The 18,367-nt window shown below is 71.0% G+C and carries 18 protein-coding genes and 1 pseudogene; 15 read left to right on the top strand and 4 right to left on the bottom strand.

Annotated features, from left to right (window positions below):
- Nucleotides 1-97: 97 nt before the first annotated feature.
- From ABT053_RS29615 to ABT053_RS29590, 6 genes are all read left to right on the top strand, one after another.
- Nucleotides 98-1,771, top strand: coding sequence for a PP2C family protein-serine/threonine phosphatase (locus ABT053_RS29615; protein ID WP_350973302.1), 1,674 nt, complete (start codon nt 98-100; stop codon nt 1,769-1,771).
- Complete coding sequence (locus ABT053_RS29610; RefSeq protein ID WP_350973300.1) at nt 1,768-2,892, top strand: cobalamin B12-binding domain-containing protein; 1,125 nt, start codon at nt 1,768-1,770, stop codon at nt 2,890-2,892. The genes ABT053_RS29615 and ABT053_RS29610 overlap by 4 nt, the downstream gene beginning before the upstream one ends.
- Nucleotides 2,893-2,898: 6 nt before the next feature.
- Nucleotides 2,899-3,234, top strand: coding sequence for an STAS domain-containing protein (locus ABT053_RS29605; protein ID WP_350973298.1), 336 nt, complete (start codon nt 2,899-2,901; stop codon nt 3,232-3,234).
- A gap of 66 nt (nt 3,235-3,300) precedes the next feature.
- Nucleotides 3,301-4,056 carry an ArsR/SmtB family transcription factor gene (locus ABT053_RS29600; RefSeq protein WP_350973295.1) on the top strand — a complete coding sequence of 252 codons (756 nt, stop codon included), beginning with the start codon at nt 3,301-3,303 and terminating at the stop codon, nt 4,054-4,056.
- Between the two features lie 282 nt (nt 4,057-4,338).
- The gene (locus ABT053_RS29595) at nt 4,339-4,821 is read left to right on the top strand and encodes a hypothetical protein (RefSeq protein ID WP_350973292.1); all 483 of its coding nucleotides are present in this window, start codon (nt 4,339-4,341) and stop codon (nt 4,819-4,821) included.
- Nucleotides 4,822-4,880: 59 nt separating this feature from the next.
- Nucleotides 4,881-5,354 (top strand): recombinase family protein, encoded by a 474-nt coding sequence (locus tag ABT053_RS29590; protein ID WP_350973290.1) that lies wholly within the window; start codon nt 4,881-4,883, stop codon nt 5,352-5,354.
- A gap of 58 nt (nt 5,355-5,412) precedes the next feature.
- On the opposite strand, the gene ABT053_RS29585 is transcribed toward ABT053_RS29590, so the two are convergent.
- Entirely contained in the window at nt 5,413-6,771 is a 1,359-nt protein-coding gene (locus tag ABT053_RS29585) for an NsdA family TPR-like regulatory protein (protein WP_502991885.1), read from the bottom strand.
- Between the two features lie 248 nt (nt 6,772-7,019).
- Between ABT053_RS29585 and ABT053_RS29580 the strand changes: the two genes are divergently transcribed.
- From ABT053_RS29580 to ABT053_RS29540, 9 genes are all read left to right on the top strand, one after another.
- A complete protein-coding gene (locus ABT053_RS29580; protein WP_350973287.1) occupies nt 7,020-7,574 on the top strand; it encodes a P-loop NTPase family protein in 555 nt (184 codons plus the stop codon).
- On the top strand, nt 7,571-8,092 hold the full coding sequence (locus ABT053_RS29575; protein ID WP_350973285.1) for a dCTP deaminase: 522 nt from the start codon (nt 7,571-7,573) through the stop codon (nt 8,090-8,092). Before ABT053_RS29580 ends, ABT053_RS29575 begins: the two co-directional genes overlap by 4 nt.
- Nucleotides 8,093-8,116: 24 nt before the next feature.
- Nucleotides 8,117-8,656 carry a dCTP deaminase gene (locus tag ABT053_RS29570; protein WP_350973284.1) on the top strand — a complete coding sequence of 180 codons (540 nt, stop codon included), beginning with the start codon at nt 8,117-8,119 and terminating at the stop codon, nt 8,654-8,656.
- Entirely contained in the window at nt 8,653-9,117 is a 465-nt protein-coding gene (locus tag ABT053_RS29565; protein WP_350973282.1) for a cytidine/deoxycytidylate deaminase family protein, read from the top strand. The genes ABT053_RS29570 and ABT053_RS29565 overlap by 4 nt, the downstream gene beginning before the upstream one ends.
- Nucleotides 9,118-9,142: 25 nt before the next feature.
- Nucleotides 9,143-10,039, top strand: a complete 897-nt coding sequence (locus ABT053_RS29560; RefSeq protein WP_350973280.1) for a class I SAM-dependent methyltransferase — start codon at nt 9,143-9,145, stop codon at nt 10,037-10,039.
- A 100-nt stretch (nt 10,040-10,139) separates the two neighbouring features.
- Nucleotides 10,140-11,192, top strand: a complete 1,053-nt coding sequence (locus tag ABT053_RS29555) for an NAD-dependent epimerase/dehydratase family protein (protein WP_350973277.1) — start codon at nt 10,140-10,142, stop codon at nt 11,190-11,192.
- 75 nt (nt 11,193-11,267) lie between these two features.
- Complete coding sequence (locus ABT053_RS29550) at nt 11,268-12,356, top strand: Gfo/Idh/MocA family protein (protein ID WP_350973274.1); 1,089 nt, start codon at nt 11,268-11,270, stop codon at nt 12,354-12,356.
- The gene (locus ABT053_RS29545) at nt 12,353-13,909 is read left to right on the top strand and encodes a glycosyltransferase family 4 protein (protein WP_350973271.1); all 1,557 of its coding nucleotides are present in this window, start codon (nt 12,353-12,355) and stop codon (nt 13,907-13,909) included. Before ABT053_RS29550 ends, ABT053_RS29545 begins: the two co-directional genes overlap by 4 nt.
- 131 nt (nt 13,910-14,040) lie before the next feature.
- On the top strand, nt 14,041-14,865 hold the full coding sequence (locus ABT053_RS29540; protein ID WP_350973268.1) for a phosphotransferase family protein: 825 nt from the start codon (nt 14,041-14,043) through the stop codon (nt 14,863-14,865).
- Here the strand turns inward: ABT053_RS29540 and ABT053_RS29535 are convergent.
- From ABT053_RS29535 to recD2, 3 genes and pseudogenes are all read right to left on the bottom strand, one after another.
- Nucleotides 14,850-15,149 carry a hypothetical protein gene (locus ABT053_RS29535; RefSeq protein WP_350973267.1) on the bottom strand — a complete coding sequence of 100 codons (300 nt, stop codon included), beginning with the start codon at nt 15,147-15,149 and terminating at the stop codon, nt 14,850-14,852. The genes ABT053_RS29540 and ABT053_RS29535 overlap by 16 nt on opposite strands.
- Before the next feature lie 18 nt (nt 15,150-15,167).
- Nucleotides 15,168-15,584 (bottom strand): annotated as a pseudogene (locus ABT053_RS29530) (DUF4158 domain-containing protein); the annotation flags it as partial.
- 251 nt (nt 15,585-15,835) lie between these two features.
- Nucleotides 15,836-18,052, bottom strand: a complete 2,217-nt coding sequence (recD2, locus tag ABT053_RS29525; protein ID WP_350973265.1) for an SF1B family DNA helicase RecD2 — start codon at nt 18,050-18,052, stop codon at nt 15,836-15,838.
- Between the last annotated feature and the right edge of the window lie 315 nt (nt 18,053-18,367).

Here is an 18,367-nt window from a genome sequence, read left to right as displayed (position 1 = left end):
GAAGACCTCGCGGCGTCGCCGTGCCGGATCCCCTGGCCGTCTCGACGGCGAGAGAAGATAATCTGATCAATCCTTCTCCACACGAAAGCCTCGGGTGATGACAAGACCTCCCTCCCCGCGCGGCCCCGGCCCTGCGCTCACCGCCGACCTGGACGATGACCTCGGCCGTGAGGCGGTGGGGCGCGACCTCCCACGCGTACCGGGCGAAGAGCTGTTGCGCGCCATCGTGGAGGCCAGCGGCGAGGGGGTCGTGCTGTGCGGCACCGACGGCGTCGTGGTGATGCTGAACGCCGCCGCGGCCGGGATGGCACCCGAGATCGTCCCCGGCCGCCCCCTGTGCTCGGGCCCGGCCGCGCACCTGTTCGAGGGTGACCACCCCGAGGGCGAGGACCGCGAGAGCGATCACGGGCGGCGGCGGCTCCGGGTGCGCCGCGAAAGCTTCGGCCTCGGCCACCGAGCCTGGTACCTGCGTGACGTCACCGCGGAGTCCGCCAGGACCGACGCGCTGCTGGCCGAGCGCCGACGCACCGACTTCCTCATCGAGGCGGGCCGCAGGCTGTCGGCCTCGCTCAACATGCGCCGTTGCGCCCGCACCGCGATCGAGCTGGCCACCCCCTTCCTGGCCGACGCCGCCATGGTCGTGCTGCCTCCCTCGGGGCGCCGCCACGCCGGATGGCTCCGCCTGACCAGCGCCGAGCGCTCCCCGCAGGAGGGCAACGTCGCCGTCACCGACACCGCGCAGGTGCCCGGCCTGGCCGAGGCGCTGGCGGGTTTCCCGCCCGTGCCCAGCCGCTGGCTGGATCCGGGCCAGGTGCCCGGCTGGCTGCTGCCCGACAGGTTCGGGGCGGCCGGGCACCTCCTCGTCACCCCGCTGCCCGGCAACGGGGTGCCCGCCGGAGCGCTCGTGCTCGCCCGGCACGAGGACGGCCCGCCCTTCGACGAGGACGCCGAGACCCTGGTGCGGATCTTCGCCGCCCGAGCCGGGGCGGCCATCTCCGCCGCGGCCCTCTACCAGGAGCAGAGCGCCACCAACGCGATCCTCAGCAGCGACCTGCTGCCCCCGCCGCTGCCCGTTCTGCCCGGCCTGGAGCTGGCCGGATCGCTGCGCGCCGCCCGCCAGGCCGGGCTCATCGGCGGCGACTTCTACGACGTCTACCTGCCCGAGACCGGCGGTCCCGGCGAGCCGCTGGTGGTGCTGGGCGACGTCTGCGGCAAGGGCGCCCGCGCCGCCGTCCTGGCCGGGCACATCCGCCATTGCCTGCGCACGCTGCTGCTGCTTGAGGAGCGCCCCGAGCGGCTGGTGGCCCTGCTCAACCGCTCCCTGCGAGGCTCGCCCACGCCCAACTCCTACGCCACCCTCGTGCTCGGCACGCTCGGCACCGCCCCGGACGGGCACGTACGCCTGAACCTGGCGGTCGCCGGGCACCCGGCGCCGCTGATCCTGCGCCTCGACGGCACCGTGCAGGAGAGCACGGCCCGCGGCTCCATGCTCGGCGCGTTCGCCGACACCGTCCTGGACCCCACCGGGGTCGACCTGGCCCCCGGCGAGGTGTGCCTGCTCTACAGCGACGGCATCACCGAGGCGTTCGGCGGCCCCACCGGCAGGGAGATGTACGGCGCCCAGCGGCTGAAGGCCGCCCTGGCCGGCTGCGCGGGCATGCCGGTCGCGGCACTGGTCGAGCGGCTGGAGCAGATCAGCACCGAATGGCTGGGCGGCGAGGTCCAGGACGACCGGGCACTGCTGGCGGTGCAGGCGAGGCCGGCCCGATGAGCACGCTGAGCACCTCACCGGGCATCGGGAACACCGGGAACACCGGGAGCATCGGGGGTACGGCGGGCGTGGCCGCGCCGCCGGTCGCGAGCCCGCACGAGGCCGTCGGGCGATACCTGGAGCACATCGGGCGAGGCGACGAGTTCGCGGCCATCGACCTGGTGCTCGGCCTGCTGGAGGAGGGGGTGGACGCCGAGCGGCTGCTGCTGGACCTCGTCGCCCCCGCCCAGCGGCGCATCGGCGAGCTGTGGGCGGCCAACGAGTGGTCCGTCGCCCGCGAACACGGCGCCACCGCCGTCAGCGAGCGCGCTGTCGCCGCGATCGCCGCTCGCGTCCGGCCCGAGCCCACCCGAGGGCGCCTCACCGTCGCCTGCACCGACGGCGAGTACCACGCGCTGCCCACCCGCCTGCTGGCCGAGGTCCTGCGCCTGCGCGGCTGGCGGGTCGACTTCCTGGGCGCCAGCGTGCCCGGCCCGCACCTGATCACCCATCTGCACCAGACCGGGCCTGACGCGGTCGCGCTGGGCTGCGCGCTGGCCACCCGCCTGCCCCGGGCGCACGCCACGCTCACCGCCTGCCAGGCCGTCGGCGTGCCGGTCCTGGCCGGCGGGGCCGGCTTCGGCGCCGACGGCCGCTACGCCCGCCTGCTGGGCGCCGACGCCTGGGCGCCCACCGCCGACGTCGCGGCCGACCGGCTGGAGCGCGGCGACCTGGCCGGGCCGCCTCGACCGGCCGACGCTCCGGCCCACTTCGCCGACGAGGAGTACACCCACCTGACGCGCCGGCGCGCCGAGCTGCTCACCCGGGCGATGGAGACCCTGGCCCGCGCCTACCCGCCCATGGCGGCCTACGATCTGCACCAGGTCGACGCCACCGCCGCCGACCTGGGCCACCTGCTCGACTTCCTGGCCACGGCCCTGTACGTCGACGACGCGCCGCTGTTCACCGGCTTCATCGGCTGGACCGGAGCCGTGCTCGCGGCACGCGGTGTCCCCGTCGAGGCCCTGACGGTGGGATTGCGCGTTTTCCACGACGAGCTGCGAGACTTCCCCCGTGCCCGCCACATGCTGGTCCAGGGGATCGAGGCGGCCTCTCTCCCCGGCACCGATCAGGAGACCTGACGATTGATGTTCGACAAGACCCCGTTCCGTACCGAGGTGCGTGTCACCGCTCCGGACACCACTCTGCTCGTCCTCAGCGGTGACCTCGACTACGACACGGCCCCCGAGCTCTTCGGCTTCGCGCGAGAGTTGCTGCCCGGGGAGGTGCGCAACCTCGACCTGGACCTGTCGGGCCTGGAGTTCATCGACTCCTCGGGGGTGGCGGCCCTGATCAACGTCTACAACTGCGCCGCCGAGCACGACATCACCATGCGGGTCGTCGCCCTCACCCCCTACCTGCGCCACCTGCTGCAGGTGACCGCCCTCGACCGGATCTTCCGGCTTCCCCAGGAGCAGGAGTGAGCGCCACCGCCCGGCGGCGGGGACGCTTCGGCCGACGCCGAACCGTTCCCGGCCGATGATGGAGGCATGACGCCGACCACCCCGGTCCCGCTCGCGGCGCTGGCCGCCCTGCTCGCCGACGGCACCCGCGCCGCGTTCTGCCTCGCCCTGCTGGACGGGCGGGCCTGGAGCGCCGGGGAGCTGGCCCGGCACGCGGGGGTCGCGGCCTCGACCGCCAGCGAGCACCTGTCCCAGCTCGTCGACGGCGGGCTGCTGGCCGAGGAGCGCCAGGGACGCCACCGGTACGTGCGCCTGGCCGGGCCCGTGGCCCAGCTCGTCGAGGACCTGGCCGCCCACGCCGACCTCGGGGCCGCCGCCCGGCCCGCCACGCTGCGCGCCGCGAGCGCGGCCCGCGCGCTGGCCGGGGCCCGGACCTGCTACGACCACCTGGCCGGACGGCTCGGCGTGACGATCACCGACGCGCTCACCGCCCGCGGCCTGCTGCGCCAGGACGCCGGGTTCGCGCTCAGCGACGAGGGACTGTCGTGGTTCGCCGTCGAGCTGGGGGCCCGCCTGCCCACCGGCGGGCGCCGCCCGCTGGCCCGGCCCTGCCTGGACTGGACCGAACGCCGCCACCACCTGGCCGGCACCGCCGGGGCCGTGCTGTGCGCGACCGCGCTGGAACGCGGCTGGGTCGGCCGGATCGGCTCGGGACGCGCCCTGAACGTCACCCGCGCCGGGCACGAGGCCCTGGCCCGCCTGCTGGGCCTCACCGGCCTGGAAACCAGCTTGAAGACCGGCACGAGAACCGGCCTGGAGACCGGCTTCCGCAGACCGGCATGAGAACCGGCCTGGAGACCGATATGAGAACCGGCCCGAAGACGGACCCGGGAACCGGCCCGGAAACCGGTTCGGAGAACAGGGCACCTGGGACTATCCGGCCGGAATTAAACGCTAAGCCTCCCGCCGCAGGTCAGGCAGGGTTACGGAAGGGTGTGGGTGGATAGGGGGTGTCCACCTACGGTGTGACATGTCTGCCCTATCTGTAGGTCATAGGTCGGATACGGCCGGTACGATCGGGAGGAGATCACGAGCTGGCGTGCGGGCGTGGCACGAGGAGACTGGTTGAGCGACAGCGTGTCCGCCGATGCTGAGAGTGAGGCCGATGAGGTGGCTGTGCCGCCTCCGTTCGAGCCGGTGCGAGTGGTGCCGACTCGGCCGGATGGCTGGCCGGACTGGCTCGGCCGCAGGCCGATCAGCTCGGTCGACCGGGACAGGATCCTGAAGAATCTGAGTGCCGATCAAGAAGAGTTGGACGCTGCCAAGCGACGGGACGGCCTGCGCCTCGCACCGCTGTTCTCGTCCGTGACGATCGAAGGTTTCGGCGGGCAGGGTGATCCACGGAAAGTGGCCCGGCTGCGAGCCGCCATCAACGCGGCGTGCCGGGTCGCGGCGGGCGATCGGCGGACCAGTTATCACGCGACCGATGAGCGCATCACGATCGGGATCGCTGGGCCGGAAGCGCGTGAGCGGATCGCGGTGCTGCGCCGGCAGCTCGCCACGATCGGCGGTAGCCGCGGCTGGACGATCACCGAAGATCTGAACTGACTCAGCTCTTACGGTGAGCGAGGGTGGCGACTGTGATCCCAGAAACGACCGTCTATGAGATGAAGCGGCTGGGCCGAGACGCCGCCGAACTCACCGCCTTGGCCGACCACCTCACCGCCCACGGCCTGATCCTGGAGATGCTCGCCGGCCCGCTGCCCGGCATCTACGACCCCAGCGGTCCCGGCCGCATGCTCTTCGGCTTCTTCGCCGCCATGGCCGAAACCGAGCGCGAAGCCATCCGCGAAGCCCCCCTGGAAGGACTCGACGCCGCCGCCCGCAAGGGCAGGCACGGCGGTCGGCCGCCCGTCATCACCGAGGACATGCTGCACACCGTGCTCCGCCGCCGGGCAGGCGGCGAGTCCGTCGACCAGATCCGCCCCGACCTGATCATCCCCACCGGTAAGCGCAAGGGGCAAAACCCCGGCCTGGCCAGCATCTACCAGGCACTCGCCGAGCACGAGAAGACCCAGGCCTACCCCGAAGCCGTCGCCCAAGCACGGGCCGACTTCGCCGAGCTCAAGGTAGACGCCTAACTACATCACTGCAGATCAGACCCATATCTGTTGGATTTTCAGCCCAGGAGATTTGTCCTTACGCCGTGAGGTCGAGGAAATCCCGGACCGTCGGCACGTCTCGATGCGCGGTGAGTTTGTCCCTCAAGTCGTCCAAGGTCGCCGTCGACCGCGCCGAGTCGACGCCGCCGAGGCAACGGACGGCGTGTTCGGCGACGGCGACCGCCTGGTCCAGGTCGCGCAGCGCCAGGTGGGCGTCCGCGGCGCGCGCCAGGTAGATGGCGTGCGTGCGCGGGTACTGGTCGTCTCCGGCGTAGTTGGCGTCGATCGCGGCGTCGAACCGGCGGATCGCTTCTCGGGGGTCGCCGAGTTGGAGGGCGGACGATCCGGCGATCATCTCGACCTCTCCGAAATCGACCCAGTACAGGTAGGGCGGGTCGTCGTCGTGGAGCCCGGCGGCGAGCAGGTCGCGGGCCTGGTGCAGCGCGCGGGCGCAGGCGCGCCGGTCGCCGGCCTTGGAGTGCGAGCGGGCCAAACGGGCTGCGAGCATCGCGTGGAAGCGGGGAGTGGCCTTGTTCTTCGTCTGGACCTGGGCGGCTTCGATGAGGGCAACAGCGTCGAGAGGATCTCCGGCGGTGTAGTGCTGGATCGCCCGGAACGACAGAGCGTAGGCGCCGGTGAGCGGGTCGCCGGCGGTGGCCGAGGCGCGCAGCGCGGCGTCGAAGAACCGCTCGGCTTGGGCGTGGAAACCGTCGTCGAAGTGGACCCAGGCGCAGCAGCGGGCGGCCTCGGCGGCGGCCGCGTACAGCCGGCGACCGGTGTGCTGGTCGAAGCGGGCCTCCTTGACCAGGCCGACGATGAACGCGAACTCGGCCATCCCCAGCTCGCGTAGTTGGGCGCTGCCCAGGGCGTCGTCGAGATGGCGTAGGCGGTCCAACCGGGCCTCCACGTGCTCGACCATCGGCGCTGTGATCTGTCGGCGGCCGGTTGGGGAGGGGCTGGTCAAAGAGGCGAAGGCGTCTTGCCAGCCGGTGATCGAGGCGCTGAGCGCGGCCGACGTCATGATCAGGAACTCACGCCGGTCCACGGGGCCTCCCACTGCGAGATCGGTCAGCAGTTCTACGGTAGCTGCTTGATCGCCGTAGGTGGGAGTCCTCTTTGTCCGTTCACATGCGGTGGCCAGCCAGTCCGGCCACGGCAAGGTTCTCAGGAGGTCGGCTGGGATGCCGTGGAGGGCGGCCATCGCCTGCTGCGCCGACGGTTCGGGCACGACCTGCCCATGTTCCCACCGGTAGATCTTCTGTCGTTCGTGCGCCAGGCCTCCCAGCCCGAGCCGTCGATGGACGGCATCCAGTTCGCGGGCGTAGGCCGACTGTGACCAGCCGAGTTCGCCGCGCAAGACGGTCAACGGGTGCGGCTGTTCGAGCGGGGCCGTCATAGGGCTGCTCCTGGTGCGGGGGCCAGTACCTCCACCATCTCGCAGCCGCTGTCCGGCTGCAGCCCCGCCAGGCGCAAGAGACTACGGCCGCGCAGCGGAAGACTACAGATGATCACTGGCGGGCCGCCGGGCATCGGGTTTTCATGGCCTTCAGCACAGCAGAACCGCAGTAGGACAGCGCCCCGCTCTCCCTCGTCCTGCTGCTGACTCGTCCTGATCACCTGCCCGTGAAGGGGGCCTGTTTCCGCATGCCCAGACTCGCGCTCTACGGCTTGCCCGGCGTCGGCAAGTCCACCTTCGCCCATCTGCTGACCAAGCAGCTGGAGGCGGCCGGCGTTTCGTCCGCCGTCGTCAAGATCGGCGCTCCCTTGTACGAGCTGCAGACGCTCATCCACACCGTCGCCGGTCGGCCCCTGCTGACGCCGACCGTGCAGGACGGGCTGCTGCTGGGCGATCTGGCCGAGCACTTGCGCCGTATCAACCCCGCCTCGCTGACGGACCTGTTCGCCGCCAAGGTGTCCGCGGCCCCGGCCGAGACCGTGCTGGTGTGCGACGACATGCGCGCGCCCGATGTCGACGCGCTGGAACGGCTCGGGTTCCTGCTGGTCGAGATCCACGCTCCGCAGGAGGTGCGCCAGGGGCGCGGGCAAGCCCGCGGCGACCTCACCGCGGGCCGGGAGGATCAGCCCAGCGAGGCGCCCATCCACCGCACCCCCTACCACCGGGTGGCCAACCACGGCGGCCTGGCCGCGCTGCGCGGCCAGGCCGCGGCGCTCATCGAGCGGCTGGAGGTGAAGGCGTGATCCTCACCGGGCCGGCGATCGCCGGCGAACACCACAGCGGCCGGATCACGATCGACCCGTTCACCCCCGATCTGATCAACCCCAACAGCGTCAACTACCGGCTCGGGCCCACGCTGCGCGTGCACCGCAGCGCGGTGATCGACTCGCTCGGCGATCACCCCACCGACGAGATCGTCATCCCCACGAGCGGGATCGTGCTGCGGCCGCGCCGGGTCTACCTCGGCACCACGCTGGAACGGATCGGCAGCGACCACTACGTGCCGTCCCTGATCGGCCGCTCGTCCCTCGGCAGGCTCGGCGTGTTCCTGCAGGTGTCGGCCGATCTGGGCAATCTGGGCGCGATCCACCGCTGGACGCTGGAGATCGTGGTCGTCCAGCCCATCCGGCTGTACGCCGCGATGATCGTCGGCCAGGTGTCGTTCTGGGTGCCCGACGGCACGGTTCACGCCTACGACGGCCACTTCGGCCGCTTCTCCACCGCCGTCACCCCGCCACCGCGACTGCTGGCGCCCGCCTGAGCAGCATCTCTCCAAGGAGATTCGATGATCTTGACTGGTGCGGAGATCGCCCGCCAGCACGAACGGGGCCGGATCACGATCGACCCGTTCACCCCCGACCAGGTCAATCCCAACAGCTACAACTTCCAGCTCGGCCCGACGATCAAAACCTACACCGGCCAGGTCCTGGACGTCGCCCGGCCCAACCCCGCCCGTGATCTCACCATCGGCGAGCAGGGGCTGGTGCTGGAGCCCGACCGCATCTACCTCGGCCACACCCTGGAGGTGATGGGCAGCGACCACTACGTCCCCATCATCCGGGCCCGCTCGTCCATCGCCCGGCTCGGCCTGTTCGTGCACGTGACCGCCGATCTGATCGACATCGGCTCACACAACCAGTGGACGCTGCAACTACACGCCGTGCAGCCGGTGCGCGTGTATGCGGGCCTGCTCATCGGCCAGGTCACCTTCTGGCGCGTGCAGGGCGACATCGTCTTGTACGACGGCAAGTACCAAGGCGCGCGCGGGCCCCGCGAGTCGGAGATCTACCGCGATTTCCCCGCTGGTGCCGGAGTCGGCGCGTGAGCGCCCGGCCGGGCCGGGATCCGTCCACCGACTGCACCGATCCGACCAGCCGTCGGGTGGTGGCCACCGCCTTCGCGCTGATCTCCTCCCGGTACGTGCTGGCCCGCCACCAGATCGGCGCCGCCATCCTCGACCGCGAGGGCGGCCTCCACCTGGGCCTGCACGTGGATGCCATGGTCGGCCGCGCCGCGGTGTGCGCCGAGGCCGTCGCACTCGGCGTGGCCCGCATGGCCACCTCCGCGCCGCTGGTCCTGGTGGCCGCTGTCCGGCACCCCAAACCGGATGAGCGCACCCCTGCCCGGCTGGTGCCGCCCTGCGGGCTGTGCCGCGAGCTTCTGCTGGATCACGCCCCCGATCTGGCCGCCGTCATCGGCGGCCCCCTCGGTCCGCGCACCGCGGCGCTGGCCGAGCTGCTGCCGCACAAGTACGTCGGCACCAAGTGGGCCCCCACCGGCCCCTGACCTTGCATCCGGAGGAACTACGCGCATGGACTTCCGCACGCCCGAACTCGACCAGCTGACCGCCACCATCCCCGACGCCTACTTCGAGCTGAGCGCCGAAGACGCCCGCGACCGCTACTTCGCCGACACGCGCATGCTGGACGGCAAGCAGCTGGCCCACAACCGCTTCCGCACCAATCCGCGCACCATGGTCGACCACCTGCTCGACCAGCTGGCCCTGACCGGCAGCGAAGGTTGGCTGGACCTGGGCTGCGGCAACGGGTTCGTCGCCGAGCAGATCCGCCCCCACCTGGCAGACGGGCGCATCGTCGGCCTCGACATCGCCCCCGGCGTGCTGAACGCCGCCCGAACGCGGATGGCCGGCGTGGCCACTTCGTGCGAGTGGATCGAAGGCAGCGCCGAGGAGTTGTCCATGTTCGCCGACGGCGACTTCGACCGCGTCACGGCGATCTACATGATGCACTACGTTCCCGACATTGACGCCTGCCTGCGCGAGGTCGCCCGCGTGCTGGCCCCCGGTGGCCGGTTCATCCTGACCACTGACCGGCCCGACTCGATGGTGGAGATGTTCGACGTCCACTTCACCGTCATGAAGCAGATGGACGCCCCTCGGCATCTGTTCAAGGCCACGCCCAAGGCCCGCATCTCGCTGACCAACGGCCACGATCAACTCGCCGCCCACTTCACACAGGTCGACCTGCGCACATGGCAGGACCAGCTGCGCTTTTCCGCCGTCGGCCCGTTCCTCGACTTCTACGCCGCGCACAACTACTGCTGCGCCGCCTCCCAGCCGGGTGACGGCCTGGAGCCCGGCTTTTTCACCGAGCTGCGTGAACGCGTCGGCGAGCACGTGCAGACGGTGATCGACCGCGACGGCTACTTCGCGGTCACGAAGTTCACCGGCTCCTTCATCTGCCAGTAACCCCCTGTGGCGTCCCGGACAGGGCCGCGAGCTCTGTGACCTGGGCTCTGCCCGGGGAGTTGCCACCCTTCGCACACCGATCAGGAAGGAACCCTTCACGATGCTCACCGAGCTGGCCGAACTCGCCGGAGCACGCGTGCTCATCACTGGCGGAGCCGGCCTCATCGGCGCCGCCATCGCCCGGCAGTTGCGGGCCCTGGGCGCGACCACGACCGTCCTGGACGACCTGTCCGGCTACGACCGCGACACCTACGCTCTGCTCGGTGCCACCCCCGACGCCCCCGGCCTGATCGTTGGCGACATCAACGACCGGCCGCTCATCGACCGGCTCACCCGCGGCAGCGACTTCGTCATCCACGCCGCCGCGTTCTCCACCGTGGCCGGATGCGTACGCGACCCCGACGCCGCCTTCCACGCCAACATCGCCGGAACCCACCAGGTGCTGCGTGCTGCCGCCAAGGCCGCCACCCTGCGGCGGCTGGTGTTCATCTCTTCGGCCCAGGTGTACGGGCACGGCGTCGCCGGCCTGGACAAGGTACAGATCTTCACCGAAGACCAGCCCATGAGTCCGCTCAACCCCTACGCCACGGCCAAGCTCTGGGCCGAGACGCACACCAGGCACCTGCTGGAGTCGGCTGGGGTCGACTACGCGATCGTCCGGCCGTTCTCCGTCTACGGCGAGGGGCAGATCCCCAAGCCAGGCGCCTGGTCCTGGGTGGTGGCCCAATTCTGCATGTACGCCAGCCTCGGCCAGCCGCTGCCGCTCAACAACAGCGGCCGCCAGGTCCGCGACTTCGTCCACGTCGACGACGCCGCGCACGCCATCATCCGCACATTGATCGCCCCGCAGGCCAGCGGCGCCACGTTCAACATCGGCACCGGCCAGACCACCAGCATTTTGCAGATCGCCGAACTTGTCCGCTCCCACCTGGCCGCCACCCAGTTCGAAGCAGCTCCCAGGCCCGCGGGCGACCCGCTCGGCGGCCGCGCCGACATCACTCGTATGACCGGCGTGCTCGGCTGGCAACCGACCATCGCGGTGGCCGACGGCGTCACCCGCTACCTGGCCTGGCTGCAAGCCACCCCGCAGGCCATCCCCGCCTGGCTGCCCGGCGAACGCGACCGGGTCGCCGCCTGGAACACCAGCCGCTAACCGGATCTTCCCCGGGCCAAGCAGCACCTCGCGAACGACACAACCCTGTGCCCCTACCTCTGGAGGCGGTCGCGCATGAGCAGATCCCTTCGCGCTGCAGTCATCGGCCTGGGCTGGGCCGGCACCGTCCACGCCCGGGCACTCGCCCACATGGACGGCGTGAATCTGGTCGCCGTGGCCGATACCGACCCCGTTCGGCGAGTCGCCTATCCGGCGCAGCGCCAGGCGATCGACGTCAACGAACTTCTCACCCTCGACCTGGACTACTGCGTGGTGGCCACGCCGACCGCCACCCACGAAGAGGTCGGGCTCACCCTGGCCGACGCCGGGATCAACGCCCTCATCGAAAAGCCGCTCGCTCCCACCCTGGAGGCATCCTTGCGCCTGGTCGACGCCTTTGACAGGCGCGCACTCATCGCGGCCGTGGGCCACACCGAACGGCGTAACCCAGCCATCGGCGAACTGGCCGCCCGGCTGCGCACCGGCGAGTTCGGCACCCTCTACGCACTGGCCACCCGCCGCCATAGTCCGTTTCCGGACCGGATTCGCGACGTGGGCGTGGTGACCGACATCGGCATCCACGACGTCGACCTGGTGGCCTACCTCACCGGCCGGCACATCACCTCCGTCGCCGCCCGTACCGCCCACATCTCCGGCCGCGCCCACGAAGACCTGGCCACCGCCACCTGCGTCCTGGACGGCGCAGGGCTGGCCACCATCGAGCTCAGCCGCATCGCGCCGCTCAAGGAACGCCTGGTCACCGTCTACACCGCCGCCGGAAGGGTGAGCGTGGACGCGCTGACGTGCACCATCACCCACCACACCAACGCCAGCCTCCAAGCAGGAGAGCGGGCCGACAGGTTTCCCGGCATGACCACCGGGCCGATCATCAGCCGCCACATCGACGGACCGGAACCGTTCTACGCCCAAAACGCGGCCTTCCGCGACGCGCTGCAGGGCCGCCCACACGACATCGTGACCCTGCGCGAAGGAGCCGCCGCGGTCGCGGCCACCGAGGCCATCCTCACCGCCGCCCGCACCAATGCCAGCACGCCGGTACCCGCGCCGGTACCCACTGCGCTGCCCGGCCCGCAGGCCGCAAGCCACGACGCGCCTGCCGCCGCCTTCACCTCTCGCACCTCCTTGGAAGGAAGTCCGCTGTGAAGCTCACCATCGACACCGCCGTCCAGTTCTTCCCGCGCGGCGGCTCAGCCCAGGTCATCCGCTACCTGGCCACCGACCTGACCGGCCGAGGCCACACCTGCCGCATCCTGTGCGGCTCGCTCGGCGAGCCCGGCCAGTTCAGCCACGCCGCCACCTTCTATGAGAACCTGCACATCGCGGCGATGGACTACACGCCGGCCGCCGAGGTCTACGCCCGGGGCGGCAGCAGCGTGGAAGGCCAGCAAGCACCTTTCCACCCCTCCTACGAAGACCGCGGCCCGCGAGCGCCCGATCACATGTTCACCGCCGTTCCTCCCCGCGCAACGGCACACCTGATCGACGCCTGGAGGCGGCATCTGAGCGCCCACCGCAGTAGCCGCCCCGACGTCGTTCACGTCCATCACCTCAGCCACCTGCAAACAGCCGTCGCCCGCGCCTATCCGGCCGTGCCGACCGTGACCACCTTCCACGGCACGGACCTCAAGCTGCTCGACCAGGCCCGGCAGCACATCCGGCTGGCCGGCCAGATCGGGGTACCCCTGGCGCAGCTGGCGAACGCAGGCCGCCACCCCGACGTCGGCGCCCGCCGCGACGCCATCGCCCGGCTGCTGCCCCGCAGCCTCGCCCTCGCGCTGCGCGAGCGCGCCCACGCGATCGACTGGCGGCACTGGAGCCACGCCGATGTCTGGGCCGCGCGGATGCGCCACCATGTCCGCCAGGCCGGTCGGCTCGTCACGGTCTCGGCCGGCGACCAGGCCGAGGTCGAGCGGCTGCTCGATGTCCCCACCCACCAGATCACCATCATCGGCAACGGGGTCGAGACCACGCGGTTCACCCCACAACACCTGACCATTGGCCAGAAACTGGCGCTGCTGCGCCGCTGGCTCGTCGACGACCCCCAAGGCTGGGCGCCCGCCCAGGCGCCCGGCAGCGTCCGCTACACCGACGCCGACCTGGCCGCCCTGCTCACCCCTGAGGGCAGGCTGCGGCCCATCGTGCTGTGGATCGGCCGCTACCAGCAGGTCAAACGCCTCAACGTGCTGCTGGAGGCCTTCGCCGCCGCCCTCAAAGAGATCTCACCCGCGCCGGTCCTGCTGCTGTGGGGCGGCTACCCCGGCGAGAACGAGGGCGAGCACCCCTTCGAAGCCGCACGCAGGCTGGGCATCGAACGCCACGTCCACCTGATCGGCTGGCGCGGCCACGACGAACTGCCCGCCGGGCTGGCCTGCGCCGACCTCATGGCAGCTCCCGCGGTCAACGAGAGCTTCGGCATGGTCTACATTGAGGCGGCCGCGTGCGGCGTGCCCCCGATCGCCACCCGCACGGGCGGCCCCGCCGCCCTCATCACCAGTGACGGAGCAGATGCCGACGGCTGGCTGGTACGGCCCGACGATGCCGACGATCTGGCCGCCACCTTGATCGCGGCGCTCACCGACCCGGCCGAGCGCGCCCGCCGCGCGGCCAACGGGCTGGAGCGCGTGCGCCGGCAGTACGCCTGGCCCCGCGTGGCTGACCGCTACCAGCAGCTTTATGAACAGGAGGCGCACCGATAGCCACCGTCCCGATCAGCCGCCCCAACCTCAGCCGTGAGCTGCGATAGCCTCGATGCCCTACCCTCCACCCCCTCCGTGAGGGCGCGCCTGGAGGCCCTCACCGGGGATCGGCAGAAAAGCGGGGCACGCGCGTGACGATCGGCCAATCCACCACCCACGACCTCGACATCGGCGACGACATCGTGATCAAGAGATATCGCTCGTGGGACCGGCGAGAGCCCCATCGCGAATGGGCGGCGCTGACACTTTTGGCCGAGCACGCGCCCGGCCTGGCGCCCGCGCCCGTCCGGGCCGACCTCGACACCGATCCGCCCACCGTGGTGATGAGCCGGCTACCCGGCCGCGTCCTGCGCGGTGAGCACGTCAGCGCCGAACAGGCCTCCGCGATGGCCGCCGCCCTGACCCGGCTGCACCAGGCGATCCCCACACCGGTGGTCGAAGCGGTCGAGCCTGCCGCGTGGGGGGCCGCTGCGGCCGTGACCGAGGTCCGCACCTGGGCCGACAAGCAGCCCAACCTCGGCGACACACCCGCCGCGCACCAGGCATACCGGGCGGGAGCGGCGTGGCTGGCCACCACCGCTCCCGACAAGCTCACCACCGATCCACTGCCGCCGGTTCTCGGCCTGTCCGACGGCAATCATGCCAACTACCTGTGGGACGACCACGATCGCCAGGTGCGCATCATCGACTGGGAAGACTCCGGCCGCAGCGACCGCGCCTTCGAGCTCGCCGAAGTCTGCGAGCACATCTCACGCGTCGACGGCACCCTCGACGCAGAGCACCTGCTGGCCGCCATGGAGCTGACCAGGCAGGAGCGCGAACGCGTACGGGACTTTCGCCGGCTGCTCGCGCTGGGCTGGTTCCTCATGCTCGGCCCAGACGGGCCGTTCGCCGCCCGCAATCCCGCAGGGACCCTGGAACGGCAGGCCCAGCGGGTCCTTCACCTGCTCACCTGACACCTGCCCAGCGGCACATCCTCCCTACGCATCGAGCCCTTCCGGTGATGGCCGGCCAAGGCCTGCGAGAAGTCCCAGACCCCAGCCCCGGACACCAGCGCCACTGCTGTGCGCATCCACTCCAGCGGCGACACCTTCTTGCTCGCCGGCACGACCAGGGTCTCCAGCAGTTCCCGCCGCATCTGCACCGGCGTCTGCTTCACCAGATGGTCGTTGACCGCAGCCGGCTGCTCCGCCCGCACGTTCGTGACCAGCGGCGCCAGCGTCGTGATCCCCGGCAGCAACGCCCGGTTCTCGATCAGTCACACCATCGCCCGGTCGAACAGCTCCCGCCGCGAATCCCGCGTCTGCGCCGCCGGCGACGCCACGAACACCCGTAGCTGCGCCTCCGCGTCCGCGAACTCCCGCAACTCCAACAGCTCGCGGATCTCCCGCGCGTGCTCATGCTGGGTCGGGAGCTGCTCTGCGTAATTCTTGATGCACGAAGGGTCCGCCACCCCAACCTGCTCGGCGACGTAGTCGACCGCCACCTGCGGGACATCGCCCGGGTCGGCCAGGAACGTGCCGAGCATCCGAGCCGTCCCCCACTGCAGACCCCAGCCGAGCCGGTTGTGCGGACCGCGCTTCTTCGCCACCTCCGCCAACGCGTCCAACGCGTCCGCGTCCAGGTAGAAGAACCGCTCCGGATCCTCCGGCGACGGATCAGTTAAGAACCGCCGGTAGCGAGCCCTCTACTCCTCAGACAAATACTGAAACGACATGAACCGTGACGGTATGAGATCAATGACCATATACCAGCCGGTAAACCCAAACCGAGATCAACCCGTCCGCGATACCTCAGCCCGCAACCCGCTGACCTGCGGCGGGAGGCTTAGCGTTCAATTCCGGCCGGATAGTCCCAGGACCCCGAACAGCCCGCGGACCGGCCCGGCACCGCGTCCCTCGGCGGCGGCGCGGTCCGTACGGTCCCTCAGTGGCCGCGCAGGCGGTGGGTGAGGCTGGTGTGGCGGCGCCCGGCCCCCCGGGTGCGCACCGCCTGGGCGAGCGCGCGGCGCGAGCCGACGATGACGACGAGCTTCTTGGCCCGGGTGATCCCGGTGTAGAGCAGGTTGCGCTGCAGCATCATCCACGCGCTGGTGGACAGCGGGATCACCACCGCCGGGTACTCGCTGCCCTGGGAGCGGTGGATCGACACCGCGTAGGCGTGGGCCAGCTCGTCCAGCTCGTCGAAGGCGTACTCGACGTTCTCGTCCTCGTCGGTCAGCACGATCAGTTTCTGGTCGTCGGGCTTGATGTCGACCACCGTGCCCACGGTGCCGTTGAAGACCCCCGCCGCGCCCTTCTCGTAGTTGTTGCGCAGCTGGGTGACCTTGTCGCCGACCCGGAAGACCCGCCCGCCGTAGCGGCGCTCGGGCATGCCCTCCCTGGAGGGGGTGAGCGCCTCCTGCAGCGCGTTGTTGAGGTTGCCGGCCCCGGCCGGGCCCCGGTGCATCGGCGAGAGGACCTGTACGTCGCGGCGCGGGTTGAGGCCGAACTTGCGCGGGATACGGTTGGCGACCACGTCCACGGTCAGCGCCGCGATCTCCTCGGGCTCCTCGCAGGGGAACAGGAAGAAGTCGGTCATGCCCTCCAGCGCCGGGGGCAGGCCGGTGTTGACCCGGTGGGCGTTGACGACCACCCCCGACTCCTGCGCCTGGCGGAAGATGTGGGTCAGCCGCACCCGGGGAATCTCCTCCTCGGCGGCGAGCAGGTCGCGCAATACCTCGCCCGCGCCGACCGAGGGCAGCTGGTCGACGTCTCCCACGAAGAGCAGGTGCGTGCCCGGGGCGACGGCCTTGACCAGCTTGTTGGCGAGCAGCAGGTCCAGCATCGAGGCCTCGTCGACGACGACCAGGTCGGCGTCCAGCGGGTTGTCGCGGTCGAAGGTGGCGTCCCCGCCGGGCCGCAGCTGCAGCAGCCGGTGCACGGTGGTGGCCTCGTGGCCGGTCAGCTCCGCCAGGCGCTTGGCCGCCCTGCCGGTGGGCGCGGCCAGGATCACCTTCGCCTTCTTGGCGCGGGCCAGGGTGACGATGGAGCGCACGGTGAAGCTCTTGCCGCAGCCGGGGCCGCCGGTCAGCACCGCGACCTTCTCCGTCAGCGCCAGCCGTACCGAGTGGGCCTGCTCCTCGGCGAGATCGGCGCCGGTCCTGGTACGCAACCATTTCAGCGCCGCGTCCCAGTCGACGGAGGCGAAGGCGCCCAGCCGGTCGTGCTCGCAGGCCAGCAGGGAGCGCAGCGCTCCCGCCAGGGACAGCTCGGCGCGGTGGAAGGGCACCAGGTAGACCGCCGGGACGCTGCCGTCGCCGACCGGGACGTCCTCGCGGACCACGCCCTCCTCGGCGACCAGCTCCTCCAGGCACCGCGCGGTCAGCTCGGCGGGAACCTCCAGGATCTTCACCGCGTCGCCGACGAGGTTGGGCGCGGGAAGGTAGCAGTGGCCGTCGTCGGCGGCCTGCGACAGGGTGTAGCGCAGGCCCGCCTTGACGCGCTCGGGGCTGTCGTGCGGGATGCCCACGGCCTGGGCGATGGTGTCGGCGGTCTTGAAACCGATGCCCCACACGTCGTCGGCCAGCCGGTACGGCTCGCTCCTGACGACCGTGATGGATTTGTCACCGTACTGCTTGAAGATGCGGACCGCGATCGAGGTGGACACGCCCACCCCCTGCAGGAAGATCATCACCTCTTTGATGATCTTCTGCTCCTCCCAGGCGACGCCGATCATCTTGGTCCGCTTGGGGCCGAGCCCGGGGACCTCGACCAGCCGCTCGGGGGTGTTCTCGATGACCTCCAGGGTGTCGACGCCGAAGTGGTCGACGATCCGCTCGGCCATCTTCGGCCCGATGCCCTTGATCAGCCCGGAGCCCAGATAGCGCCGGATGCCCTGGATGGTGGCGGGCAGCACGGTGGCGTACGACCACACCTCGAACTGCTTGCCGTACTTGGGATGGGAGGCCCAGCGCCCGGTCAGCCGCAGCGACTCGCCGGGCTGGGCTCCCAGCAGCGGCCCGACCACGGTCAGCAGGTCGGCGCCGGAGCGGTCGGTGGCCACCCGGGCGATGGTGTAGCCCGTCTCCTCATTCGCGTACGTGATGCGTTCGAGAACACAAGAGATCGCGACGCCGGTAACCCCGCGTTGCTCCGGCTGCACGCCACCTCCTCCGCCCCGAACCCGCTCGCGCAAGTGTAGGACAGCGGCGGAAACCCCGGACGCGCGTTCTCCCCCTCCTCCCCCGGCTCACGGGATCCCTTCTCCCGGCTCACGAGACCCCCTTCTCCCGGCTCGCGGGATCCTCGTCCTCCGGTTCGCGGAATCCTTCTCTCCCGGTTCGCGGAATCACGGAGGGCGCGTCCGCCCGTGACGCGACGGCGGGGTTTCGCCGGTTTCGCCAAGCTCCATCCGGATGCGAGCGGCCCGGGTCCCCCGTCTTTCCCGGACACGCCGACGCCCCGCCCCACTTTCACG

This window comes from Streptosporangium sp. NPDC002524 (assembly GCF_040295985.1).
Taxonomy (GTDB): Bacteria; Actinomycetota; Actinomycetes; order Streptosporangiales; family Streptosporangiaceae; genus Streptosporangium.
This window is presented reverse-complemented; position numbering and strand designations above follow the sequence as displayed.